This is a genomic window from Marinobacter mobilis, from assembly GCF_900106945.1.
In the GTDB taxonomy this organism is placed as follows: Bacteria; Pseudomonadota; Gammaproteobacteria; order Pseudomonadales; family Oleiphilaceae; genus Marinobacter; species Marinobacter mobilis.
In genome coordinates this window covers 406,367-429,560 of the sequence record NZ_FNNE01000003.1, presented here as the reverse complement: position 1 = coordinate 429,560, position 23,194 = coordinate 406,367, and the positions used below count along the sequence as shown (strand labels likewise).

24 protein-coding genes and 1 tRNA gene are annotated in these 23,194 nt (G+C 56.3%); 10 read left to right on the top strand and 15 right to left on the bottom strand.

Annotated elements, in window-relative coordinates; genetic code table 11:
• Positions 1-37: 37 nt before the first annotated feature.
• Complete coding sequence (locus tag BLV11_RS06845; RefSeq protein ID WP_091812209.1) at positions 38-502, bottom strand: hypothetical protein; 465 nt, start codon at positions 500-502, stop codon at positions 38-40.
• 135 nt (positions 503-637) lie between these two features.
• Here BLV11_RS06845 and BLV11_RS06840 point away from each other — a divergent pair, with 135 nt between their 5' ends.
• Genes BLV11_RS06840 through BLV11_RS06830 form a run of 3 tightly spaced genes read left to right on the top strand, consistent with a single transcriptional unit; the run spans position 638 to position 2,844 of the window.
• A complete protein-coding gene (locus tag BLV11_RS06840; RefSeq protein WP_091812264.1) occupies positions 638-1,558 on the top strand; it encodes an ABC transporter ATP-binding protein in 921 nt (306 codons plus the stop codon).
• A gap of 27 nt (positions 1,559-1,585) precedes the next feature.
• Positions 1,586-2,347, top strand: a complete 762-nt coding sequence (locus BLV11_RS06835; RefSeq protein WP_091812208.1) for an ABC transporter permease — start codon at positions 1,586-1,588, stop codon at positions 2,345-2,347.
• Positions 2,344-2,844 carry a DUF192 domain-containing protein gene (locus tag BLV11_RS06830; RefSeq protein ID WP_091812207.1) on the top strand — a complete coding sequence of 167 codons (501 nt, stop codon included), beginning with the start codon at positions 2,344-2,346 and terminating at the stop codon, positions 2,842-2,844. Before BLV11_RS06835 ends, BLV11_RS06830 begins: the two co-directional genes overlap by 4 nt.
• A 13-nt stretch (positions 2,845-2,857) precedes the next feature.
• Here BLV11_RS06830 and BLV11_RS06825 read toward each other — a convergent pair whose 3' ends face one another.
• The 3 genes from BLV11_RS06825 to BLV11_RS06815 all read right to left on the bottom strand — a co-directional run bounded on the left by BLV11_RS06825 (position 2,858) and on the right by BLV11_RS06815 (position 4,736).
• Complete coding sequence (locus BLV11_RS06825; protein WP_091812206.1) at positions 2,858-3,691, bottom strand: DUF2059 domain-containing protein; 834 nt, start codon at positions 3,689-3,691, stop codon at positions 2,858-2,860.
• A 232-nt stretch (positions 3,692-3,923) separates the two neighbouring features.
• Positions 3,924-4,010: transfer RNA gene (locus BLV11_RS06820), tRNA-Leu, on the bottom strand.
• 99 nt (positions 4,011-4,109) lie between these two features.
• A complete protein-coding gene (locus BLV11_RS06815) occupies positions 4,110-4,736 on the bottom strand; it encodes a class I SAM-dependent methyltransferase (protein ID WP_091812205.1) in 627 nt (208 codons plus the stop codon).
• A 197-nt stretch (positions 4,737-4,933) separates the two neighbouring features.
• Between BLV11_RS06815 and BLV11_RS06810 the strand changes: the two genes are divergently transcribed.
• From BLV11_RS06810 to BLV11_RS06795, 4 genes are read left to right on the top strand one after another with little or no spacing between them, the layout of a single operon-like run.
• Positions 4,934-6,361: a cytochrome ubiquinol oxidase subunit I gene (locus BLV11_RS06810; RefSeq protein WP_091812204.1), complete on the top strand. Its 1,428-nt coding sequence runs from the start codon at positions 4,934-4,936 to the stop codon at positions 6,359-6,361.
• A 2-nt stretch (positions 6,362-6,363) separates the two neighbouring features.
• Positions 6,364-7,365, top strand: a complete 1,002-nt coding sequence (gene cydB, locus BLV11_RS06805; RefSeq protein ID WP_091812203.1) for a cytochrome d ubiquinol oxidase subunit II — start codon at positions 6,364-6,366, stop codon at positions 7,363-7,365.
• Positions 7,349-9,037: a thiol reductant ABC exporter subunit CydD gene (gene cydD / locus BLV11_RS06800; protein WP_091812202.1), complete on the top strand. Its 1,689-nt coding sequence runs from the start codon at positions 7,349-7,351 to the stop codon at positions 9,035-9,037. The genes cydB and cydD overlap by 17 nt, the downstream gene beginning before the upstream one ends.
• Complete coding sequence (locus tag BLV11_RS06795) at positions 9,030-10,685, top strand: amino acid ABC transporter ATP-binding/permease protein (protein ID WP_091812201.1); 1,656 nt, start codon at positions 9,030-9,032, stop codon at positions 10,683-10,685. Before cydD ends, BLV11_RS06795 begins: the two co-directional genes overlap by 8 nt.
• Positions 10,686-10,687: 2 nt before the next feature.
• Here the strand turns inward: BLV11_RS06795 and BLV11_RS06790 are convergent, their stop codons facing one another.
• Both BLV11_RS06790 and BLV11_RS06785 read right to left on the bottom strand, forming a co-directional pair.
• Positions 10,688-11,914 carry a saccharopine dehydrogenase family protein gene (locus tag BLV11_RS06790; protein ID WP_091812200.1) on the bottom strand — a complete coding sequence of 409 codons (1,227 nt, stop codon included), beginning with the start codon at positions 11,912-11,914 and terminating at the stop codon, positions 10,688-10,690.
• 15 nt (positions 11,915-11,929) lie between these two features.
• Positions 11,930-12,343 carry a hypothetical protein gene (locus BLV11_RS06785; protein ID WP_091812199.1) on the bottom strand — a complete coding sequence of 138 codons (414 nt, stop codon included), beginning with the start codon at positions 12,341-12,343 and terminating at the stop codon, positions 11,930-11,932.
• 190 nt (positions 12,344-12,533) lie between these two features.
• Between BLV11_RS06785 and BLV11_RS06780 the strand changes: the two genes are divergently transcribed.
• The gene (locus tag BLV11_RS06780; RefSeq protein ID WP_091812198.1) at positions 12,534-12,863 is read left to right on the top strand and encodes a hypothetical protein; all 330 of its coding nucleotides are present in this window, start codon (positions 12,534-12,536) and stop codon (positions 12,861-12,863) included.
• 9 nt (positions 12,864-12,872) lie between these two features.
• Complete coding sequence (locus BLV11_RS06775) at positions 12,873-13,328, top strand: hypothetical protein (protein WP_091812197.1); 456 nt, start codon at positions 12,873-12,875, stop codon at positions 13,326-13,328.
• A 74-nt stretch (positions 13,329-13,402) separates the two neighbouring features.
• Here the strand turns inward: BLV11_RS06775 and BLV11_RS06770 are convergent, their stop codons facing one another.
• Both BLV11_RS06770 and BLV11_RS06765 read right to left on the bottom strand, forming a co-directional pair.
• Positions 13,403-14,344: an electron transfer flavoprotein subunit alpha/FixB family protein gene (locus tag BLV11_RS06770; protein ID WP_091812196.1), complete on the bottom strand. Its 942-nt coding sequence runs from the start codon at positions 14,342-14,344 to the stop codon at positions 13,403-13,405.
• Positions 14,345-15,094 carry an electron transfer flavoprotein subunit beta/FixA family protein gene (locus BLV11_RS06765; protein ID WP_091812195.1) on the bottom strand — a complete coding sequence of 250 codons (750 nt, stop codon included), beginning with the start codon at positions 15,092-15,094 and terminating at the stop codon, positions 14,345-14,347.
• A 773-nt stretch (positions 15,095-15,867) separates the two neighbouring features.
• Here BLV11_RS06765 and BLV11_RS06760 point away from each other — a divergent pair.
• A complete protein-coding gene (locus BLV11_RS06760; RefSeq protein WP_091812263.1) occupies positions 15,868-17,520 on the top strand; it encodes an electron transfer flavoprotein-ubiquinone oxidoreductase in 1,653 nt (550 codons plus the stop codon).
• 93 nt (positions 17,521-17,613) lie between these two features.
• Here BLV11_RS06760 and BLV11_RS06755 read toward each other — a convergent pair whose 3' ends face one another.
• From BLV11_RS06755 to BLV11_RS06725, 7 genes are all read right to left on the bottom strand, one after another.
• Positions 17,614-18,075, bottom strand: coding sequence for an FKBP-type peptidyl-prolyl cis-trans isomerase (locus BLV11_RS06755; RefSeq protein ID WP_091812194.1), 462 nt, complete (start codon positions 18,073-18,075; stop codon positions 17,614-17,616).
• Positions 18,076-18,286: 211 nt separating this feature from the next.
• Positions 18,287-18,850 carry a DUF1285 domain-containing protein gene (locus BLV11_RS06750; RefSeq protein ID WP_091812193.1) on the bottom strand — a complete coding sequence of 188 codons (564 nt, stop codon included), beginning with the start codon at positions 18,848-18,850 and terminating at the stop codon, positions 18,287-18,289.
• Between the two features lie 41 nt (positions 18,851-18,891).
• On the bottom strand, positions 18,892-19,791 hold the full coding sequence (locus BLV11_RS06745; protein WP_091812192.1) for a radical SAM protein: 900 nt from the start codon (positions 19,789-19,791) through the stop codon (positions 18,892-18,894).
• Positions 19,792-19,800: 9 nt separating this feature from the next.
• On the bottom strand, positions 19,801-20,250 hold the full coding sequence (locus tag BLV11_RS06740) for a SixA phosphatase family protein (protein ID WP_091812191.1): 450 nt from the start codon (positions 20,248-20,250) through the stop codon (positions 19,801-19,803).
• Positions 20,251-20,270: 20 nt separating this feature from the next.
• Positions 20,271-21,335 carry an NAD(P)H-dependent glycerol-3-phosphate dehydrogenase gene (locus tag BLV11_RS06735; RefSeq protein WP_091812190.1) on the bottom strand — a complete coding sequence of 355 codons (1,065 nt, stop codon included), beginning with the start codon at positions 21,333-21,335 and terminating at the stop codon, positions 20,271-20,273.
• 79 nt (positions 21,336-21,414) lie between these two features.
• Positions 21,415-21,906, bottom strand: coding sequence for an STAS domain-containing protein (locus tag BLV11_RS06730; protein ID WP_091812262.1), 492 nt, complete (start codon positions 21,904-21,906; stop codon positions 21,415-21,417).
• Positions 21,907-21,950: 44 nt separating this feature from the next.
• Positions 21,951-23,153, bottom strand: coding sequence for a PP2C family protein-serine/threonine phosphatase (locus BLV11_RS06725; protein WP_091812189.1), 1,203 nt, complete (start codon positions 23,151-23,153; stop codon positions 21,951-21,953).
• Positions 23,154-23,194 lie beyond the last annotated feature (41 nt).

The following is a 23,194-nucleotide window of genomic DNA, read 5'->3' as shown; positions in this document are numbered from 1 at the left end:
GGGTAAGCCTGCGCATTTTACCAGCTCTGCCGTCCGGTTAGTTGCGGTGTGCCTCAAACAATAAGCGCTGGGGTTGCCTGAATTGAGTGTTGCCGGGAATCTCCAGATCAATCCGCCACACCATGACATCCTGTACGGTACATACCGGCGGGGTGAACGTGCCTTGCCAGCCGCCTGCCGCCTGGTTTTGGTTCATTAGAACCGGGTATTCTCCAAGGTACATGGATTCCCCCCGGAGAATGCCGTGCATGCGTTCGATCTCTGCACTGGTGTTAACTGTAAGGTGGAAACGCTCACCGCTCTCTTCGTCAGACTGCCGTGTAAGGCTGGCCTGCCAGGGTGTGCCGTCCGCCTCCCAGGCGCAGGTGCCCTCCATCAGGTTGCAGCTAGGCTGACCGGATTCCGCTCCGTCTTCGGACAGCCCCATAAGCCATTTTGGCGCGACGGAAATCACCGTCAGCATCCCAATAAGAACCAACACCACCACAACGCCCCGAATCACTCGTTACCCTCCTCTCCTGATTGCCAGCTATTATACGGTCGATTAGCGGGCATCACGTATACTTCAGCCTTTCGTCTTACCGCAAAGACGTGAGAAAATTCAGGACTTTGATCCATGCCAACATGGGGTAACTCCGTGCAGCCGGACATTTCGGTCAGGAATCTGAACAAAGTTTACGCGGGTGGTTTCCAGGCCCTCAACAACATCAACCTGGACATACGCAGGGGCGAGATCTTCGCTCTGCTCGGCCCCAATGGCGCCGGCAAGACCACACTGATCAGTATCATCTGCGGTATCGTTAACGCGTCCAGCGGGACTGTGTTGGCGGCCGGCCATGACATTGTGCGGGATTACCGGGCGGCACGGGCCACCATTGGCCTGGTGCCCCAGGAGCTCAATACGGATGCCTTTGAAACCGTTTGGGATGCCGTATCGTTCAGTCGGGGTTTGTTCGGCAAGGCCGCCAACCCGGCGCACATCGAGAAGGTGCTCAAGGATCTCTCGTTGTGGGATAAGCGCAATAACCGGATTATGTCCCTGTCCGGCGGGATGAAGCGCCGGGTCATGATCGCCAAGGCGCTCTCCCACGAGCCGCGGATCCTGTTCCTTGACGAACCTACCGCTGGTGTTGATGTGGAGCTGCGCCGGGATATGTGGGACATGGTGCGAGGTCTCAGGGCCAATGGCGTAACCATTATCCTCACCACCCACTACATCGAAGAAGCCGAGGAAATGGCCGACCGCATTGGCGTTATTCGTCAGGGTGAAATCATCCTCGTTGAGGGTAAAGAGCAGTTGATGGCGAAGCTGGGTAAAAAAGAACTGCGCCTGCTGCTGCAACAGCCCCTCAGCAACATTCCGAATGAACTGGCCGAAGAGCCCATCGAGCTGTCCGACGATGGCTTTGAATTGGTCTACACCTTCGATTCCCAGCAAACCCAGGCTGGCGTGGCCCGTTTGTTACGGCAACTCGGTGAGCTGGGCATTGATTACCGGGACCTGCAAACGCGGGAGAGTTCACTGGAAGATATTTTTGTTGGCCTCGTCCACGAATAACCGGGACGGCTACTGCTGGAGACAGGAATGAATCTATACGGAGTCAAAGCAATCTATCGCTTTGAAATGGCCAGGATGTGGCGGACCCTGATGCAAAGCATCGCCTCGCCGGTGATATCCACTTCCCTGTACTTTGTGGTCTTTGGCTCTGCCATTGGCAGTCGGATGGGCGACATCGACGGCATCAGCTATGGGGCTTTTATCATTCCCGGGCTGGTGATGTTGTCCCTGTTGATGCAAAGCATCTCAAACGCCTCATTTGGCATATACATGCCCAAGTTTTCAGGCACCATCTACGAGGTCCTTTCAGCACCGGTCTCCTACGTTGAAGTGGTGCTGGGCTACGTGGGCGCAGCGGCCACCAAATCCGTTATCCTGGGCACCATCATTCTGTTGACCGCCCGTATTTTTGTCGACTACACCGTGCTCCATCCCGTGTGGATGGTGTCTTTCCTGGTGCTGACCTCAATCACGTTCAGCCTGTTCGGGTTTATTATCGGCGTCTGGGCGGATGGCTTTGAGAAGCTGCAGATCGTGCCGCTGATGATTGTCACGCCGCTGGTGTTCCTTGGCGGAACGTTCTACTCCATCGATATGCTGCCTGAAATCTGGCAGACCATCACCCTGTTCAACCCGGTGGTTTACCTTATCAGTGGTTTCCGTTGGGCCTTTTACGGAGTCTCTGATATACATGTTGGCATCAGTGTCGCGATGACACTGCTGTTTATGCTGGGTTGCATGATCGCGATCTGGTGGATCTTCAAAACTGGCTATCGGCTGCGCTCATGAAACATGCTGGCACCCCCTTCCAATCGATCCGTCCCTGGCTGCTTCTGGCGCTGGCGTTACTCGTCGTCAGCGCCTGCACTCATCGGCCCGTCGTCAATGTTCCGCCCTCTCCGGAGCTTGAGAAGAAAGTCGTTCAGATTGTGTCGGGAGATCACGTCGTCCCGCTGACGGCTGAAATCGCAGACACCCCCGGCGAACGCCGGCAGGGGCTGATGGGAAGGTATTACATGGATTGGGATGCCGGGATGCTGTTCGTTTATGAGATTTCCCGCAGCGGCAGTTTTGGCTTCTGGATGCAGAACACCATTATCCCTCTGGACATTGCCTATCTGGACGAAAACGGTGTTATCGCATCGATCAAGCAGATGGAGCCGTGTATTGATCAGCCCACCTGCCCGGTCTACCCGGCGGGCGTTCGCTACCGCTCAGCCCTGGAAGTTAATCAGGGCTTCTTTGAAGCCCACGGTATTTCAGTCGGTGACCGGGTCGAGTGGTGACCCGGCCCGAGTGTCAGCTTTGCTGAATATTGCTTTCGATCAGTTCCGCCAGGTTGCGCGCAAACGCTTCAATGCCCTGTTCCAGTGAACGATTCAGGCTGCCCATGACCACGCCATTGAATTGGCGGGTCCCAGGCTCCTGCAAAAAGTTCTCGTAGGCATTAAGTTTGTCCATCTCAATACCCTGATAGGAATGCAGCAGCGACAGCAGAATGCCCTGCTCAACCATCGGGCGCGATGCCTCAATCTGCTGGCTGATTTGCTCGCCAAACGCCGACAGGTCGACCGCGATGCCGGGCTGCTGGGTCATCATGATCGCCGAGAAAACCGCCATGCTGGTGTATTGCTGAAGATCCATCACCATGTCCGTCGCACCAAACAATTTGTCCAGACGACTGGCGAACTTGACCCGTTGCTGGTCGCCAAGCAGCTTCTTGGCCTGTGCCATCATTTCCTGCTGAGCATCTCCCCCAGTTGCGGCCTTCTCGGCTTCGGTAATCTCGATCCCGAGGGGTGAGTTATACCAGTCGAGCAGCTCATCTACCTGAGTCGGTGTCAGTGAAGCCACGAGCGCCTCCCTGAGCGATTGCAGAATGTCTTCCGCAACAAACGCGCCATCCGCACTCCGCAACATGGCCTGAAACACCGGATCCGGAATGGCCTGGCTCTGGCCCTGCGCCATCGACATGCCCTGCTTCATCGACAACGGAATGCTCGCAACCTGCTCCGTTAAGCCGGACTTATCCATCAGCTCATTAATGGCATCACTGTTCTCCGATGCCATTAATGACGCGGACAGAAACAGGCAAACAAAGCCAACGAACGTGCGAATGTGCATAAAAACCATCAAAACATCCTTTTTTAAGAGTTGAGTGGTTGCCGCCTACACGGCAATCCGTTCAGCAAGTTTAGCGGTTAAGCGGCGCTTCGTAGAGTGTTCTGGGAGCAGAATGTGAAAGTGGTTAAGAACTTAACGTCTTTCATTTGTCGGGCTGAGCTGGCTTGAGGCTTGCTTTTGAGTATTTATATTTGACGCAATCTGAAAATATGGACGAGGTTCTTTAACTGTCGGAGTTTAATGGTGCCCGGAGCCGGAATCGAACCGGCACGGCCTTGCGGCCGAGAGATTTTAAGTCTCTTGTGTCTACCAATTTCACCATCCGGGCAATATCGGAAGGAAATGAGGGGCAGGATTGTATAAGGCCTTGGCCGTTAACGCAATTGCGAGCCTTGCCCTGCCCCCGGCTTTGGGTGAATTTGGTGCGTCAGGCCGCAGGTTTGTGAGCGACGCCTTTATAGATGTAGCCCGCTATTTTCGGTGCTTTTGGCATGTACAGGTTCACGACCTCATCGACGATAAAGCCGGAGCCGGCAATCAGGTTGGCAATCGGGCGATTAAGGTGGCAGCCGCCGGCGAGTTTCTTCCAGGCCGGGGTGATCCTGTCTTGCCATTTATGCACCGATGCATCCGGTGATTGTCCATGCTCAAGAAACAGCAGTTGGCCGCCGGGCTTGAGCACCCTCAGCATTTGCCCGAGTGCTGCAGACCAGTCCGGGATGGTACACAGGGTAAAGGTAAGTAGTATGGTGTCGACGGAGTTGTCATCCAGAGGGATCTTCTCGCCCGGGAGGTCCAGTAACTCCACCCTGACCGGCGATTTCGCAAGCTGAGGCTCCGCCTTCTTCCGCATGCCTTCCGACGGCTCAAGGCCATAGACCAGCGACACCTTGTCCGGGTCATAGAACTCCAGGTTGATGCCGGACCCCATGCCCACTTCGAGCACGACCCCTTCGCACTGGGGCACGACCTGGCTGCGCAGCTTCATGACCTGCCCGACAGAACAGGCTTTATCAATCAGAATCGGTAGGATTCGCTCGTCGTAAAACTTCATTCTTTATCCCATAATGGTGGCGCGAAGAAGATAACTGCCTGTTAGCACGGTCATTTTATGATCAGCCAGTGTTAAATTTGATGCGAGTCATTGCAAAAAACTTTTAGGAATAAGATTATACCTGTTGTTTATATGGTGACCTTTCGCTGTTAAAAGGGTCGTTAACACAGTATCAAATCTCTCCAGTGGAGGTTCCTGTGGATTTGGATCCCCTGTTACTATCGCGCATTCAGTTCGCGTTTGTAGTGTCCTTCCATGCCATCTTTCCGGTGTTTACCATTGGTCTGGCATCTTTTATCGCTGTCCTTGAAGGGCTGGCGTTTAAAACCCGCAACCCGGTCTGGTTAAAACTCTCTACCTTCTGGACCAAGGTGTTTGCTGTGGTTTTCGGCATGGGCGTTGTGTCCGGGATTGTCATGTCCTTCCAGTTCGGTACCAACTGGAGCAACTTTGCGCAGGCCTCGGCGAATTTCCTCGGGCCGATCCTCAGCTATGAGGTAATCACCGCCTTCTTCCTTGAAGCCGCCTTCCTGGGCGTATTGCTGTTCGGGCGGGACAAGGTTCCTCCCGGAGCCCACCTGGCGTCAGCGATCCTGGTTGCCACCGGTACCTTTATCTCTTCGTTCTGGATTCTGGCAGCAAACAGCTGGATGCAGACGCCGGCCGGGGTAGAGCTCCGGGATGGCATGTTCCATGTCATCTCCTGGAGCGACGCCATCTTTAACCCCTCCTTCCCGTTCCGGTTCCTGCACATGGCGCTGGCCTCGTTTCTTACCGGCAGCTTTGTGGTCGCGGGGGTCAGTGCCTGGTACCTGCTCCGCGGTCGCGAGGTTGAAGCCAATAAGAAGGCGCTGTCTATGTGTCTTTGGCTGTTGCTGTTTATCGCTCCAGCTCAGGCTGTTGTGGGTGATTTCCACGGCCTGAGCACCCTTGAGCACCAACCCATGAAGGTTGCGGCAATGGAGGGACATTGGGAAACGTCCGGAGATGTGCCCTTGTTGCTGTTTGCCATTCCAGATCAGGAAAACCAGACCAATCATCTGGAAATTGGCATTCCTAACCTCGCCAGCTTAATCCTTACTCATGACTGGCACGGTGAGCTGAAAGGCCTCAATGAGGTGGCTCCGGAAGAACAACCTCCGGTCGCTATCGTGTTCTGGAGTTTTCGGATCATGGTGGGTATGGGCATGCTGATGATCCTGTTTGCCGTGACCGGACTGGTGCTGCGCGCGGGCGATCGGTTCTGGCGAACGGGCTGGTACCTGCAGGGTCTGCGCGCCATGAGCATCGCACCGTTCCTTGCCGTGTTGACCGGGTGGTTTGTAACAGAGGTTGGCCGGGCACCATGGCTGGTATACGGCATCATGACCCAGGCCGAGTCGGTAACGCCGTCACTCACTGGTGCCATGGCACTGTTCACATTGATCGGCTACATCGTGGTGTACGCCATGGTCTTCACTGCCGGGGTCTATTACCTGATGCGCGTGCTGTACGTGGGTCTCGAGGGTGCTGAAGACGAAGACATTGACGAAAGCGATCGTCCGGCCCGGCCTCTGTCCGCTGCCCACGTACCGTTTGAAATCGGCGAAGCCGGCACCAACCCCGCCAACCAGGGAGGTCACTGACCATGCAACCGTTTGATCTGGCCCTGATCTGGGCGTTCATTATTGGTTTTGGGGTCATCATGTACGTTCTGATGGATGGTTTCGACCTCGGCGTCGGCATCCTGTTTCCGTTTGCTCCCGACGAAGAGGCGCGGGACACGATGATGAATTCCGTGGCACCGGTGTGGGACGGCAATGAAACCTGGCTGGTGCTCGGAGGCGCTGGCCTGCTGGCAGCCTTTCCGTTGGTGTACAGCATTCTCCTGCCGGCCCTTTATATTGGCGTGTTCCTGCTTCTCGCGGGTCTTATTTTCCGCGGCGTCGCGTTTGAGTTTCGCTTCAAGGCGAGAACATCAAAGTACCTGTGGAACTGGGCCTTCGCGGGCGGATCAACCATTGCGGCGTTTGCTCAGGGCGCGGTGGTCGGCTCCTATATACAGGGGTTTGAAACCGCCAATGGCGTTTATGTGGGGGGCGCACTGGACTGGTTGACGCCGTTTACGGTGGTCACCGGGCTCGGCATGCTCGCGGGCTACGCTCTGCTCGGGGTCACCTGGCTGATCCTGAAAACCGAGGGTGAGCTGCAAGCCTGGGCTTACAAGCTTGCCACGCCCTTGTTGCTCGCCGTTCTGGTGATCTTCGGTGTGATCAGTTTGTGGACGCCGTTTGTCGATGAACAGGTTCTGGAACGCTGGTTCTCCGGTATCAGTATTATCTGGGTACTGCCACTGCTCACCCTGCTGTTTGCGTGGCAAATCTGGCGGTCGGTGCGCAATCGGTCTGAGGCGATGCCGTTTGTGGCAACCATGGGCCTGTTTATCAGTACCTACCTGAGCTTGCTGGTGAGCCGCTGGCCATACGTGGTTCCACCCAATTACACCCTGTGGGATGCTGCCTCAGCATATAACTCTCAGCTATTCCTGCTGCTCGGCCTGCTGTTTGTTATTCCGATTGTCCTGGTGTACACCGCCTGGACCTACTGGGTTTTCCGCGGCAAGGTTAAGGCTGGTGCCGGCTACCACTAACACAGGCCATGCCAGGCGATGGCTGTCGGGCCTGACTCGGGGTCATCGCCGCTCCCTATCCCTTACCGTGGCTTTCGGCGCCCTGAGTGGCCTTGCCACTATTGTCCAGATGGGGCTGATCGCGTATATCGCCCACCGGTCGGTTATCGCTGGGGCCCGCCTTGATTCCCTCGCGGTATGGCTCGCGCCCCTCGTTTTCTCAATCCTGGTGCGGGGGCTCGCTCAGGGTCTGCAGGGGCAGTTCGCGAATGCGGCCAGTGAACAGGTCCGCGTCGGGGTCCGAAGCCAGCTGCTTTCCGCCTGGCGTGAGGCAGGGCCCCAGCAGCTGAAGCACGAATCCCCCGCGAGTCTGGCCAGCGAATGGCTTGAGCAGGTAGACGCTCTGCACGGCTACGTTGCCCACTTTCTGCCACAGATGGCTCTGTGTGTGATTGTGCCCCTGTCGGTTCTGTTGGTTGTCGGGTCCCTGGACTGGCTGGCCGCCCTCTTCCTGCTTTTGTCCGCCCCCCTGATCCCGCTGTTCATGGCGCTCGTGGGCATGGGTGCGGAAAAACTGAATCAGCAGCATTTCGAGCTGGTTGGGCGGTTATCGGGTCAGTTTCTGGATAAGGTTCGTGGGTTGACCACACTTCAGCTGTTTGACGCCACCGATCGCGCTTCCCAAGAACTTGAGCACTCATCGGATCGTTATCGGACCGTCACCATGAAAACCCTGAAGGTCGCTTTCCTCTCATCCGCCGTCCTGGAGTTTTTCTCCTCGGTGGCGATCGCGGTGGTCGCGATCTACATCGGCTTCGGGCTGCTGGGGTACATTGATTACGGCCCGGCCGAAAAACTGACGCTGTTTTCCGGCCTGTTCATACTCATGCTGGCGCCGGAATTCTTCCAGCCACTGCGCCAACTCGCACTGCATTATCATGACCGGGCAGCAGCCCTGGGGGCGGCAGAATTACTGATGGCCCGACTGGAAGCGAACGCCACCGCCAACACAGCCCAGGCTCCCGATACCGTGGTGGCAGACGCCTCCGATACGCGTGCCCTTGAGGTCAACAAGGTCACTGTGGTTTATCCGTCCACACGGGCGATTCTCGATAACGTTTCACTGTCACTGCCCCGCGGCGAGTGTCTCGCACTTCATGGGCCATCCGGTGGTGGCAAAACCACCCTGCTCAATGTGATGGCCGGATTTGTCGTGCCTCAGTCCGGTTCCGTATCGGTGTTCGGTAAGGCCCCCGGATCGGTCCCGTTTGGCTGGTTAGGCCAGTCCCCCTTTATTTTGCACGGCAGTTGGGCAGACAACCTGCGGATGGTGGCCCCCGCGGCAAACGATGACGATATCCGGGCAGCCCTTAATGCAGTCGGACTTGCAGCGCTGGTCAGCCAGCGCCCTGAGGGCATAGACAGCCCGATTACAGAACTGGGCCAGGGCCTTTCCGGTGGTCAGGCCCGTCGCCTGGCGTTGGCAAGAATCTTCCTTGCAGACTATGAGCTGGTCCTGCTGGACGAGCCAACCGCCGGGCTTGATCTCGCCAGCCAACAATACCTCATCGAAGGGCTGAGGCTACTGAAAACATCGGGTAAGACCCTGGTTGTCGCGACGCACCACGACTCGCTGCTGGCCATCGCCGATCGGGTGATCACCGTGAAAAACGGAGGCCTCCACGATGGCTGACCTTTTGCCCTGGCTGAAGCTGATCTTCTCAGAGCGACGCCGGCTCCTGATCGGCGCCCTCCTAATACTGCTGACGTTACTCTCAGGGCTCGGGCTCCTGGCGTTGTCAGGGTGGTTTATTACCGCCACCGCAGTGGCCGGCCTGCTACTGGCTGCGGGGCTCCCGGCGACGCTTAACATCTACGTGCCTGGTGGCGGCATTCGGCTGTTCGCCGTTACCCGCACTGTCGGTCGTTACCTTGAGCGGGTCTATAACCACGACACCGTGCTGCGCCTGCTTGCGCTGCTCAGAGTCAGGCTATTCCGTAACCTGGCGTCGCAACCGGGAAGTCAGCGCCAGCGTATCAAGAGTGCAGACTGGCTCAGCCGGCTTACCTCCGATCTCGATGCCATGGATACGCTCTATCTCCGGCTGATTGCCCCTACGGCGCTCGGGCTCGGGCTGACGGCCGCGCTCGTGCTCGTCGCCTGGCTCGGTTATTCCGCTCAACTCGCGCTGGCGACGGGGGTCCTACTTGGTGCAGCACTGCTGATATCCACGGTGCTTCTGCACTGGCGAAACCGCGCAACCGCTCATCGCCGGATTGCTGCCCAGAATGAGCTGCGCGAGCGAGTGATTGATCAGTTGCTGGGGCAAGCCGAACTTACCGCCGCTGGGGTATTGCTCCAGTCTCACAATGATCTGGCCAGACGTTCAGCCCAGTCTGCCAGTGAGCAGAGCCGGATGGAGAGAAACACGGTCTGGCATCGGGCATTGGCAGGCGTATGCATTAACCTAGCGGTGATCACCGCATTATGGCTTGGTTTGGGTCTGTATGAGTCCGCACAACTCAGTGGGCCGGTAGTGGTGTTGTATCCGTTGATGCTTCTGGCGATGGTCGAGGTCTACACAGTGCTTCCGGATGCCTTCGGCGTTCTTGGCAGTACCCAGGCTGCAGCCCGGCGACTCAGTCTTCTCGCTCATGGCCCTGGCGCCAATCCACCAATGGATCCGCCGGGGGCGCAGCAGGAACCACTGAGTCACGATGCGCTTATGTGCTTTAGCAACGTAACCGTCCGGTCCAGCGAACATGTGGTCATTCTGGAGGTGCCCCGGCTAGAGGTGCGGTCAGGTGAATGGCTTGGGATCACCGGGGTATCCGGCTGCGGAAAGTCCACTCTCGCAGACCTCGCCGCGGGACTGATTACGCCAGACCAGGGCTCGGTTGAGCGGTCAGCTTCACTCTCGAGAATGGCATACCTTCAGCAACGGACGGTTCTGTTCAACAATACGGTTCGCAACAACCTGATTCCTGACGGCCGGATGATCGATGACCACCTGCTGTGGCAAATGTTGGAGGTTGTGCAGCTCACCGAGCGGATCATGCAGTTGCCAGGGCAGCTGGACGGCTGGCTTGGTGGCATTGGCAGTCAGCTGTCCGGGGGTGAGGCCCGCAGGATAGTCCTGGCCCGCACCCTGCTTCGGGAGGCCCCACTCACCATTCTCGACGAGCCCTTCACCGGTGTAGATGCGCCAACGGCGCGGGTCATCTCAGGAAAGATGCGTGATCTGCTTGCGGACAAGGCTGTGTTGGTGCTGGCGCATGATGCCAGCGCTCTGCCTGGGACGGACCGGTTGGTCGAGCTTAGTCCACCCCAGGGCATATAGGCTTAGTCGATACGATCGAAGGTCAGGCCGGCATTGGTTTTCAGGCGCTCAACCAGTGTTTCGCCAAAGATTGAAGCTGGCGTCCAGAAACCCCCTGCCCGATCCGTGTTGCGAACATCCCGCGCCAGGCAAACGCCGGCTTCGCCCAGCATCTTGGCGGTTGAGCCATAGCCTGGGTCACGATCACCGGTAACTTTTGTACGGAGGGTCCTGCCGTCGGCAGTTTGACCGATAAAACGAAGATCGTAGAACCCGCTTTTCTGGGATTCAGGGCTAGGACCTTCCCCAGGCTTCGGCACCACAAATCGTTCCAGTATCCAGCGGGTCGGCTTTATCGCTGCCCCGGCAATGAAACCACCCAATCCGGCAGTAATGCCGAGTGCCGCCAGTCGCCCTTTCAGGCCCTTGCCCGTCATCATCGCCTCGTCGTACAGGAATTCCTGACCGTAGGGTGTCCCCTGTAGCGCATTGGAGCGGTGAACAATCCGCACGTTGATGGGAGCCATCATGAACGGTGCGAGCCAAACACCGAAGTCAGGGTCGTACTGGGCGCCCTTTACATTCGGCTGCCGCTTGCTCGACTTGTGTCCCGCCGGGGCCAGAGAGAAGGGATTTGCCAGCTCCTTGCGTAACTGCGGGTTGCTTGCCGCTTCTTTGGTGACGTTGATCAGGCTGGCGACGGTGCCGCCGGAGAGCCCGCCACGCGCAGCCTTGACCCTCATGCTGACCTGGTTGCAGGGCTCACCGAAGTCCTTGGTCGCTTCGTTCTGCAGAAACCATACGCCCAAGTCGGACGGAATGGAGTCGAAACCACAGCAGTGCACTATTCGGGCGCCGCTTGACCGAGCCTGATCCTCGTACCGAACGATCATCTGTCGGATCCACTGCACTTCACCGGTAAGGTCGCAGTAGTCAGTTCCGGTTTGCACGCACGCCTGAACCAGTGTCTCACCGAACAGGGCGTAAGGACCTACGGTGGAAATCACAACACGGGTTTGCAGACACATGGCGTTAAGTCCGGCGATATCATCTGCGTCTGCCACAATCATCGGCAGAGCAGCCTCACCCAACTCACGCTTCAGCGCGCCAAGCTTAGCTTCGGATCGACCGGCAATCGCCCATTTAAGATCGGCACCTGTGCCGTACTGATCCACAAGATAACGACACAGTATCTTCCCAACGAAACTGGTTGCACCAAACACCACCAGATCGTATTCACGATGTTCCATGGATAATCCCTGTTATTAGTTAATTTTGTCTTTTGCTGTGCCCATGATGGTCATAAATAGAGCGACACCCAGCCCCCAGAAGGCATTCAGTAACAGCCCGCCAAGCCAGGTTGTCTGGGTGACTTCGAGCCCCTTCAGAGGGAATACAACCAGCATTGCGACGGCCGTGGGCGCAATGGCGCCCACCACTATCGCGAGCGCCCAGAATCCGAAGCCGCGAACCTGGCGCAACAATGCCCACAGCAGCATCCCCCAAAGCCCGCCGAACAGCGACAGAGAGACGACCGAAGGAATTCCAAAGGGAGGTACAGCATCAAAATTGAACGGTTCAACCGGTACCGCGCCAGCCAGGTGAAGAAGCGTGAAGAGTCCCTGGTGGAAAATGAGGGTTGCAAGAAATCCGCTTACAAATGCTTTTAGCCAAATCATGACAGTCCTTTTTATCCGGCCAGACTTCGTAGAGTGTGAGTGGAATCTGACCGGTGTGCAACTGTTTGCAGTTGGCCCAAACTAACATCTTTCCGCACAACCCGCTGTCTCAACGGCCAATCGATTCGCTGCCCCACTGCTGCACACTTGGTAAATACAGATTCATTCCTGGTGCATAGAGGGAAATAACGTGGTTTATCTGGCAATTATTGCGCTTCTGGTTCTAACGGGTGTCAGCGGCTATCTGTATTGGGCATTGCTTCAACACCAAAAGGCCCTGGCTGAGGCCCTGGAGCAGGAAAACAATCGATTTCGGGACTTTGAGCCCGAGATGATGCTGACCGTAAAAGTACTGGACCCCATTCTTGTTGCGAAGCGGGAGTCCCGCTCCGCCCGTGTGGTCGCGGATCGCCTCCCGGTGATGGTCACCAAGATGGTGTACCAGCGGGTCATGCAGGAGGTCGCTCAGGAAATGGAGCAGCGGGAAATCGACGTTGAAATGAAAATTGAATACCGGTGAGGTTTGACGATGATAACGAACATCGCAGTCGCCCTGCTCTCACTCGCCTGTGCAGGCTTGCTTGGGGCATCCGTTTTGACTTTCTATCAGAACCAGCTGGCTATGCGCAGATACCTGGCTATCCAGGCGCGACGGGCCAATGACGTCCAGAAGCGACGCATGGATCGTCTGGAGCTCCGAAACCGCAAAACCCTGATGGAGGACTCTGTTCGCGAAGGCACCACCGCGGTAGAGGCTATTCACCGAACCATTACCGGCGTAACGTTTGATCTGGTTGATCGCTATTCCCGCTCCGAAGAGTTAAAGGCAAAAGCGAAGAAAGCGAGGGAGGTTCACGATGAATCAACCCGCACCTTCTATAAGGCTGTGCGCACCACTAACCGGGCTCTGCACGTAGTAGCTGACATAATTTCCGAACGGCAGGCTGGCCCGAAAGACCGCAAGGGCGAGAACAAGCCTGACTGAACGCTCGCTTTAAATTCTGTCTGCCACGGACAAAAAAGGGTGCCCTAAGGCACCCTTTTTCGATGAAGTCAGTCTTAGATGACTTTCTTCAGCTCTTCTTCCAGCTGCGGAACTGCTTCGAACAGATCCGCGACCAGGCCGTAATCGGCAACCTGGAAGATCGGGGCTTCTTCATCCTTGTTGATCGCAACGATCACCTTGGAGTCAGACATACCCGCGAGGTGCTGGATGGCACCGGAGATACCAACAGCGATGTACAGCTGCGGAGCAACGATTTTACCGGTCTGACCAACCTGCATGTCGTTCGGTACGAAACCAGCGTCAACAGCAGCGCGGGAAGCGCCAACCGCTGCGCCCAGTACGTCAGCAACCTGCTCCAGCATTTTGAAGTTGTCGCCGTTCTGCATGCCACGACCACCGGAAATAACGATACCGGCGCTGGCCAGATCAGGACGATCAGACACGGCCTTCTCTTCACCAACGAAGGTGGACAGACCTGCGTCCTTCACGATGTCCAGGGCTTCAACAGCGGCAGAGCCACCTTCAGCAGCCGCTGCATCAAACGCAGTCGGACGAACGGTGATGACCTTGATGCTGTCGCTGCTCTTGACGGTCGCGATCGCGTTACCGGCATAGATCGGACGAACGAAGGTATCTTCGGATTCAACGCGGATGATGTCGGAAATCTGGGCAACGTCCAGCAGTGCGGCAACGCGCGGCAGGAAGTCTTTGCCAGTGGTGCCGGCAGCAGCCAGAATGTGGCTGTAGCCTTTACCGGCTTCAGCAACCAGCTCAGACAGGTTCTCAGCCAGGAAGTGACCGTAGGCAGCGTTGTCAGCTACCAGAACCTTGCTAACGCCTTCGATTTTTGCGGCAGCTTCAGCAACTGCGCCACAACCTTCGCCTGCAACCAGTACGTCGACGTCGCCACCGATGGCCTTGGCCGCGGTAACTACGCTCTGAGTGGCCTGCTTCAGGCTGCTGTTGTCGTGTTCAGCAATGACAAGGATGCTCATTTAGATCACCTTCGCTTCGTTCTTCAGTTTAGCAACCAGCTCCGCAACGTCAGCCACCTTGATGCCCGCCTGGCGTGCAGCCGGTGCTTCAACTTTCAGGGTGGACAGGCGCGGTGCAATATCAACACCCAGATCGGCCGGGCTGATAGACTCGAGCGGCTTTTTCTTAGCCTTCATGATGTTCGGCAGAGAAGCGTAACGAGGCTCGTTCAGACGAAGGTCGGTAGTCACAACCGCAGGCAGGTTCAGGCCAACAGTCATCAGACCGCCGTCAACCTCACGGGTTACGTTTACCTTGTCGCCTTCAACAACCACTTCAGAAGCGAAGGTGCCCTGACCCATACCGGTCAGTGCTGCCAGCATCTGGCCAGTCTGGTTGTTGTCGGAATCGATGGACTGCTTGCCAAGGATAACCAGCTTCGGCTCTTCCTTTTCGACAACAGACTTGAGCAGCTTGGCCGCTTCGAGAGATTGAACCTCTTCATCTGTTTCGATGTGGATACCACGGTCAGCACCCAGAGCCAGAGCAGTACGAATTTGCTCCTGGGCAGTTTTAGGACCAATGGAAACCACGACGATTTCGCTCGCGACGCCTTTCTCTTTGAGACGAACCGCTTCTTCAACAGCGATTTCGCAGAAAGGGTTCATCGCCATTTTGACATTGGCAAGATCAACGCCGGTGTTGTCCGGCTTGACGCGCACCTTTACGTTGTAGTCGATAACTCGTTTTACAGCGACCAGAACCTTCATAGATTCCTCGTTCTTCTACGATGGGTTTATGACTCGCAATCAGAAATACTCACCGGCTGCCACGCAACGGGGCAGCAAACGGAATATTCTTGATTCCTGTCGTATCGACGGGCTGGCTGGGCACAGGTGCCGGGGCCGTCGTCGATCGTTCAAACAGCATTTTCGCGCTGACTAACTGTCGGGGCGCCATAATACTGAATGCAAAGCACGGACGGGTCAATAGTCGCCAGTGACACAGCTGAACCGCATAAAGGTCAATCGCTGGCTTCCCGACCGGGCACCGCGGGTGAGACGATACTAAAAAACGACTCACTTTACACGTGCGCGCGCAATGTGTCGGCCACGTCCTTCCTTAATACGCAGGCACATACACTGTCAGGCTTTGCTCACCCAACACCTGACGAAGTTATCCTACGGCGTCATTAAAGTGTTGGACCCACCAACAATGCCAAAGCGGAAAGGAAAATTCAAACAAACGTTTGTTTGATTCCTGGATTGTTATATCCTTACGGGCCATAGGGTCAGTAAATCTGCCCTTCGGGAGTCGTTTAATGCGGCGTTGTCCGGTATTATGTCGCCCCCTGAGTTGGCCAATCTGGTCGCTTAACGCCCAAGGTCATGTTTCGACCCGGGCCATATAAATGAGAGAGACAGGATTTTTCTTCGCCTTTAGTCAGAGATTGCTCTGTTGCACCGGCGCGAACAAAAGCCGGGCCGGCTGAGCGATCAGCGTCGAAGTCCTTATATCCACTGTGAAGTTTGAGGAGACCAACGTGGAACGCGAATCGATGGAATTTGATGTTCTGATCGTCGGCGGTGGGCCTGCTGGCCTTTCAGCAGCTTGCCGGGTAATGCAGTTGGCACAAGAAGCCGGCGAAGAGCTGACCGTATGTGTTGTAGAGAAAGGTTCCGAAATCGGCGCCCACATTCTGGCCGGTACCGTATTTGAGCCTACTGCCCTCAATGAGCTGTTCCCGGACTGGAAAGAAAAAGGCGCACCGCTGAATACGCCGGTGACCCGGGACGACATCTTCCTGCTCAAGGGCCCGGAAAACGCGACCAAGATCCCTAACGCGTTTGTGCCCAAGAACATGCACAACCACGGTAACTACATCATCAGCCTGGGCAACCTCTGCCGCTGGCTGGGCGAACAGGCTGAAGCGCTGGGCGTCGAAGTTTACCCGGGCTTTGCTGCTGCCGAGACCATCGTCGAAGACGGTCAGGTCAAGGGCATCATCACCGGCGACATGGGCGTTGCCCGCGATGGCAGCCAGAAAGACAGCTACATGCCTGGCATGGAACTGCGCGCCAAGTACACACTCTTCACTGAAGGCTGCCGCGGCCATCTTGGCAAGCAGCTGATCAGCCAGTACAAGCTGGATGAAGGTAAAGATCCCCAGCATTACGGCATCGGCATCAAGGAACTGTGGGACATCGACCCAGCCAAGCACGAGCCAGGTCTGGTTGTTCACACCACAGGCTGGCCGCTGAACGAGTCCGGCTCTACCGGTGGATCTTTCCTCTACCACCTTGAAAATGGCCAGGTGTACGTGGGTCTGATTACAGATCTCTCCTACAGCAACCCTCACCTCAGCCCGTTTGAGGAAATGCAGCGCCTGAAGCACCACCCGGAAATCAAGAAGTACCTTGAAGGTGGCAAGCGCGTAGCCTACGGCGCGCGTGCGATCACCAAAGGCGGCTTCAACTCCCTTCCGAAGATGAGCTTCCCGGGCGGCCTGCTGCTGGGCTGTGACGCCGGCACCCTGAACTTCTCCAAGATCAAGGGTTCCCACACCGCCATGAAGTCGGGCATCCTCGGTGCTGAAGCTGTTTTCGCAGCCCTGAAGGAAGGCAAGAGCGGCGAAGAAATCACCAGCTTTGCTGACCGCTTCAAGGACAGCTGGCTGTACAAAGAGCTCTACGACGAGCGCAACTTCGGTCCGGCCATGCACAAGTTCGGTAACGTTGTTGGCGGTGCGGTAGCTTTCATCGAGCAGAACATCCTGCGTCGGAGCCTGCCAATCACCCTGCACGATACCCTGCCCGACTACGCGGCCATGAAGCCTGCGTCTGAGTGCAAGAAGATCAGCTATCCGAAGCCGGATAACACTCTGACCTTCGATCGTCTGTCCTCGGTGTTCATTTCCAACACCAACCACGAGGAAGATCAGCCGGTTCACCTGAAGCTGACCAATCCGGACATTCCGCTGCAGGAGAACCTGCCGAAGTTCGATGAGCCGGCCCAGCGATACTGCCCGGCGGGCGTGTACGAAGTGGTCGATGCGGACGACGGTAGCGGCAAGCGCTTCCAGATCAACGCCCAGAACTGCGTGCACTGCAAGACCTGCGACATCAAGGACCCTGCCCAGAACATTACCTGGGTTACTCCGGAAGGCGGCGGCGGCCCCAACTATCCGAACATGTAAGTTCGGAATACCAAAAACGGTCCTTCGGGGCCGTTTTTTTGCGCATAAAAAAACGGCTCACATGGAGCCGCTTTTACTGAAGCTGAGGATCGCTCAGTGCACGTGACCGTGCTCTTGCTCTTCCTCGCTCGCTTCGCGCACTTCGACAACTTCAACGTCGAAATGCAGAGTCTGACCTGCCAGCGGATGGTTCGCGTCAATGGTCACAGTCTCTTCGCTCACTTCAACAACCCGTACGATTTGAGGGCCGCCCGGAGTCTGTGCCTGGAACTGCATGCCCGGCTCAATCGTATCAACACCTTCAAAGGCATTGCGGGGAACCGGTTGAATCAATTCTTCGTTGACTTCGCCGTAACCATCGGCTGGAGCAACAGAAACCTTGAGCTGATCGCCAGCGGCTTTCTCGTTCAGCGCACTTTCCAGACCGTTGATGATGTTCTGGGCACCTTCGAGGTATGACAGCGGCTCACGCCCCTCTACACGGGAGGAATCGAGCTCTTCACCCTGATCGTTAGTAAGAGTGTAATGGATGGTTACAACGCGAGGTTGTGCCATGAGATCTCCTTGCTTGTCACTAAGACTGTTAAGAGTAATTGTGCAATCGAAAGTGATCGTGAACAGTCGGACTGAACAGAGGGACTAACGACCATAACGCCTTGCCATGAGCCGGGGCTCACCAACAAAACCGAACGCACAGTCTAACAAGGGTCAGACTGCATTTTCTACCGTAGTACGTGGGGGCGGTGCGTGGGATTTCAAGGCTTTTTCAGCCCAGGGGGAAATAAAGCCCGGCGCTGGATACACCCAATACGCCCCGCCCTTCTTCCCGGCGTTCCTCAACGTAGTTCGCGAGATCATAAAACGCAGAGGTCACCAGTCTCGCCTCGAGCCCGTGGCGGACGGCGATAACTGGCCGGGGTTCGTCAGTGCCTTCATAGGCGCCGACACTGAGCGGGTGCTCCGCATTAATGATGAGGGTTTCTCCCATATTGGTGGTGACCCGCAGCAACTGGTCATCACCGCCCACCTGCTCCACTTCGAGAGAATGTGCGAGCAGCGGAGCGTCTTCAACGTCAATGCGCCACTTCTCAACGGGCGTTACCAGGTAATATTCGCCGTCATCTTCCCGTCGCAGGATGGTTGAAAACAATCGGGCAATCGAATCACGCTTAAGCGGTTCGCCGTTGTAGAGCCAGACGCCATCCCGCTGAATGCGGATGGCGATGTCACCTGACAACTCCGGGTGCCATTTATCCAGCGGCGGCAGACCTTTGTCTTCGGTTTGCGCGCCCTTGACCTGGGCCTCGATCTTGCTCGGATCCGTAGTCATAGATCGGTTCTCACGTAAAATTCATGTGGTTTGGCGTAACCCTAAAGGCCCCGCATCCATTCCGGACGCAAAGGCGCCACGCCAGGGTTCGCAATCGCAAAATCCACCTCTTCGAGCAAGCGCGACTTGTCACGACCAAGCGTGCCTTTGAGCACAAGATAGTTCGAGGCATGGTCGCTGCGAAACACTGTCTTGGTCAGTTCAAGGTTATCCAGGAACTGGCGAATCTCCCGAAACAGCCCCTGCTGGGACAAGGGCTCGAAATCACTCCCAAACCCTTCGCGAAAACGCGCCTCTCCCTGGGGGAAACTCACGACCAGCGTCGACAGAAAGTGGGGCTGAGTTTCATTGCACAGCCGCGCAGTGTTCACCGCATGCTGTTCCGATAGAGCTTCCCCGCCGAGCCCGTTGAGCACCATTACGGAGCTGGTCAGCCCGGCTGCATGAATCTTGGTCAGTGCCGAGCGGGTAGACTCGTAGCTCTCCCCCTTGTTGACTCGGCGCAATACCTCGTCATCGCCAGATTCCATGCCAACATAAAGAATTTCAAGCCCCGCCTCCCGCAGCTCAGCCAGCTCATCAACGGTCTTGCGGGCAACATTACGCGGGAGGCAGTAGCTGGAAACCCGCCGCAATGCCGGGAATGTCGATTTCAGCTCAGCCAGAATCGCCAGCAGTCTGCGCGTCGGCAGGACCATGGCATCGCCGTCCGCAAGAAAGACCCGGCTTACCTGCCCACCAAAGGCACTCGCGGCGCTGGCTATATCCTGACGGATATCGTCGTCTTTTCTGGCCCGGAACTTTTTCTGGGGCTGGGTGTACATCTCGCAGAAAGTGCATTTGTTCCAGGAGCACCCGTTAGTGACGGGAAGTATCAAAGACTTCGCTTCACTTGGAGGTCGAAAAACAGGCTCGATATAACGGATAGGAAAAGCATTCATTGGTTAGTTCTACGGTAGGTACTGATCACGGAGGTCGGCACAGCCGGGACCAACGATAGGCATGTCGAGCAGTATCGCCTGGCTGGTCATAAACGGTATGCCGTGGCGGTGACCGTCAACCAGCAGGGTGGAAAGCGAACCAACCAACGGCATGTGGGAGACGATCATCAGGTTCTTTTCTGACTCGAGGATAAGGGTGTCCAGACTAAGGCCGGGATCGTCATCCGGTGTCAGGAAGGGCTTTTCCTGCACCGGACAATTGAGAATTTCAGACACAATGGTTGCGGTCTGGTGCGCCCGGATCAGGGGGCTGCTCCAGATCAGTGTCGGGCGCCAGGACGAATCCGCCAGCTGACGCGCAACCGCCGCCGTTGCCAGCCGGCCCGCATCGGTGAGCTCGCGCTGCTGATCCAGGGTGTGCCATCCTGCCTCGCCGTGACGCATGATCACCAGATTCATAACAGGCCTGCTCCTGCCAATCAGTAAGTCAGTGTTCTTGGGAGAATGAACTCCACGTCCGAATTCTGCGCTGCCATCATGAGGCCGCTGATCACTGCCTTGATGGACGCGCCACCATACAGGATTTCATGCAGCCCCCGAACGAGCGGCATGTAAATACCAGTATCTTCGGACCGCTCCTTGACCAGTTGCAGGGTATAGATGCCTTCGGCGACCTGCCCCAGTTCTTCGACCGCATCGTCGAGTTGCTGGCCTTTGCCAACCGCGTAGCCGACACGGAAGTTCCGGCTCTTGGGCGATGTACAGGTAACCACCAGATCACCCACCCCCGCCAGTCCCATGAACGTCATCGGGTTTGCGCCCAGGCTGACCGCAAACCGGCTCATTTCTGCAAGGCTGCGGGTAATCAGCATGGACTTGGCGTTTTCACCGAGTTCCAGCGCCGACGCCAGGCCGGCAACAATGGCGTAGATGTTCTTGAGCGCCCCGGCCAATTCAACACCGTAGATATCAACGTTGGCGTACACACGAAAATACTCGCAACCGAGCAGGTTCTGGACCGTGCGGCGAACATCAGGATCTTTGGCCGCGATTACGGTTGCCGTCAGCTCACGCTGAACAATCTCGCCGGCAAGATTGGGACCGCTCAACACCCCAATCCGGGTGCGCGGAATCTCTTCCTGAAGGATTTCGCTCATCAGCTTGAATCCTTCACGTTCGATGCCCTTGGTCAGGCTGATCACAATCTGGCCATCGTGAAATTCATCTGCGTGTTCACGAATCACATTTCGAAAAGCCTTGCTCGGAATTGCCACAAACACCGTTTCTGACTGCGAAATCGCCGCGGCAAAGTCAGTGGTAGGGCGAATGTCCCCGGCAAGTTCCACGCCGGGCATATAGCGGCTATTGCACCGCGTTTCCGCCACCTCCCTGACCTGTTCCGGGCTCCTCATCCAGAAGTGCACGGTATGGCCGTTCTCAGCCAGCACCTTGGTGATCGCTGTGCCGAAACTACCGCCGCCCAGTACTGCGACCTGTTCTTTTTGTTTTACCGCTTTGTCGGTGGGGTTCTTCGTATGAGGCATAAACTATCCATCTGCATATCGCTCGATACGAGTGTGCTCAAGCGTAAAAATGTCAGGCGCAACAATCCGCCCGAATCAATTAACCGTGCTCTTCACATTCCAGGGCACGAACAAGATTCTTGAACTCTTCACGGTTCTTGCTATTGAGGCCCATTAACACGCGATGGGCTTCGAGTACTTTGTCGCGGACCTGCTGTTCGCTGGCACGCAGTACCGGTATTTCTTCGAGTTCTTCTATACGGGAGGCGGGTTCTCGGACAATGATAAAAATCTTGTCGAAGCCCATTGAGAGAATAATGCGGGTGATATCAGGATTGGTGGAAATCAGGGTCGGCATGAAATGGCTCTGTTGTTGAGCGGCCATTGCAATTTTTGCCAGTAAACCGAGCGTGGTGCTGTCGATGACCTCAGTTTCAGTCAGGTCGATCACGACCGTCTTGAATTGTGGATCCTGGGTGATGGACTCAACCAGATTGTCCAGCGTTGAGCAGAGGTTCAGACGGATTTCGCCGATAAACTTGAGGACATAAATGCCCTGCTTTTCAGCTTGCAGAATCTTGTAGCCTGCCATCATCTACACTGCCACTATTTCGACTCGGGACCGCCTGCGGATGATTACTCCCCGGACTGGTCGCTTGTTTTTACCGTATCGGTTACAGATACAATAGCAATATCGTCAGGTAGCTCTGTGATCTCATCGAGATTCAGGGCATCGCTCAAAGAGGCGATAGTGTGACGACCTCCCGACACGAGTTCAAGTAATCTCTCTTCCTTTTTTGCCAAAGATTTGGCTTTTATAACTTCAAGAATCCCATCGGAGAACAGAAATAGCTGAAATGGCCCATTGAGACGGATTTCGTACACTTCCCATTCTGGATCCTTGAACAGTCCAACTGGCAGCCCGTTCCCTTCCAGGAACATGGGCGGCTCCCCTTCAATTGAGAGGATTGGCATCGGGAAATGTGCACCTACCGCATATTTCAGGGTATGAGTCTGCTCATTGATAATGCCTACAAACACCGTAACGTGTTTGCCCAGCCCGGTATCCAGTAATTCAGTGTTTATTCGTTGCAGGAAGCGTTCAGGAAACAGGATGTCGTCACTGGAACCACGTCGAAGGTTACGTTTCAGGCGATTTGTCAGGTTTTTCAGGAGTACGGTAACAAACGCCGAACTGGCGCCATGGCCAGACACATCCGCAATGTAGACAAGGGTCTGGTCACTTGAGATCCGGAAATAATCCAGAAAGTCGCCGCTCAGATACAGCGAGGGTTTGATGAGATGGTCGACGGTGAGCCCGCCCAGCTCCCGTTCGTGATCGGGCAGCATCTTGAGCTGAACTTTCCGGCCTGCCCGCTGGTCCGCCCGTAATTCGGAGATGCCGGCCCGGAGGTCACTGTTCGCCTCCTCCAGCTCCTGTCGATAAAGCTGGTTCAGGCGATTGACCCGCACCCGGTCAAACAGTTTGCCAAGTACGTCATCGATTTTGCTTTTTTCTGACAACGGCTTGAGAACGACGTCTTCGGCCCCGGCCCGCAGCGCAGCAACAACCTCACAGGCATCGCTGGTATGGGAGTACGCGATGAGCGGTATGAACGCGTCTTCCCCGTCGAGCTTCTCACACAAATCATGAATGTCGTCGGGCGGCAGATCGGCAAAAATGGCGTCAGGTGGCTGATCATCAAACAGGGCTCGAGCGGCCTGGAAATCCGGGTAACCAAACACGTAAAAACCCTTGGATTCCAGGTAACGATCCAGTTCCTGCCGGGCATCGTTGTCCGGATCGATAATAAGTATGCGCTCGGTGCGCGAGGTCATGGTGGTCGTCCTAAACTACCTATGTGAAAGGACAAAACGGC

What these genes read in the sequence shown, in the direction of transcription:
- BLV11_RS06835 (WP_091812208.1), top strand. Translation starts at nt 1,586, where the DNA reads ATGAATCTATACGGAGTCAAAGCAATCTATCGCTTTGAAATGGCCAGG.
- BLV11_RS06830 (WP_091812207.1), top strand. Translation starts at nt 2,344, where the DNA reads ATGAAACATGCTGGCACCCCCTTCCAATCGATCCGTCCCTGGCTGCTT.
- BLV11_RS06825 (WP_091812206.1), bottom strand. Translation starts at nt 3,691, where the DNA reads ATGGTTTTTATGCACATTCGCACGTTCGTTGGCTTTGTTTGCCTGTTT.
- BLV11_RS06815 (WP_091812205.1), bottom strand. Translation starts at nt 4,736, where the DNA reads ATGAAGTTTTACGACGAGCGAATCCTACCGATTCTGATTGATAAAGCC.
- cydB (WP_091812203.1), top strand. Translation starts at nt 6,364, where the DNA reads ATGCAACCGTTTGATCTGGCCCTGATCTGGGCGTTCATTATTGGTTTT.
- BLV11_RS06795 (WP_091812201.1), top strand. Translation starts at nt 9,030, where the DNA reads ATGGCTGACCTTTTGCCCTGGCTGAAGCTGATCTTCTCAGAGCGACGC.
- BLV11_RS06790 (WP_091812200.1), bottom strand. Translation starts at nt 11,914, where the DNA reads ATGGAACATCGTGAATACGATCTGGTGGTGTTTGGTGCAACCAGTTTC.
- BLV11_RS06785 (WP_091812199.1), bottom strand. Translation starts at nt 12,343, where the DNA reads ATGATTTGGCTAAAAGCATTTGTAAGCGGATTTCTTGCAACCCTCATT.
- BLV11_RS06775 (WP_091812197.1), top strand. Translation starts at nt 12,873, where the DNA reads ATGATAACGAACATCGCAGTCGCCCTGCTCTCACTCGCCTGTGCAGGC.
- BLV11_RS06770 (WP_091812196.1), bottom strand. Translation starts at nt 14,344, where the DNA reads ATGAGCATCCTTGTCATTGCTGAACACGACAACAGCAGCCTGAAGCAG.
- BLV11_RS06765 (WP_091812195.1), bottom strand. Translation starts at nt 15,094, where the DNA reads ATGAAGGTTCTGGTCGCTGTAAAACGAGTTATCGACTACAACGTAAAG.
- BLV11_RS06755 (WP_091812194.1), bottom strand. Translation starts at nt 18,075, where the DNA reads ATGGCACAACCTCGCGTTGTAACCATCCATTACACTCTTACTAACGAT.
- BLV11_RS06750 (WP_091812193.1), bottom strand. Translation starts at nt 18,850, where the DNA reads ATGACTACGGATCCGAGCAAGATCGAGGCCCAGGTCAAGGGCGCGCAA.
- BLV11_RS06745 (WP_091812192.1), bottom strand. Translation starts at nt 19,791, where the DNA reads ATGAATGCTTTTCCTATCCGTTATATCGAGCCTGTTTTTCGACCTCCA.
- BLV11_RS06740 (WP_091812191.1), bottom strand. Translation starts at nt 20,250, where the DNA reads ATGAATCTGGTGATCATGCGTCACGGCGAGGCAGGATGGCACACCCTG.
- BLV11_RS06735 (WP_091812190.1), bottom strand. Translation starts at nt 21,335, where the DNA reads ATGCCTCATACGAAGAACCCCACCGACAAAGCGGTAAAACAAAAAGAA.
- BLV11_RS06730 (WP_091812262.1), bottom strand. Translation starts at nt 21,906, where the DNA reads ATGGCAGGCTACAAGATTCTGCAAGCTGAAAAGCAGGGCATTTATGTC.
- BLV11_RS06725 (WP_091812189.1), bottom strand. Translation starts at nt 23,153, where the DNA reads ATGACCTCGCGCACCGAGCGCATACTTATTATCGATCCGGACAACGAT.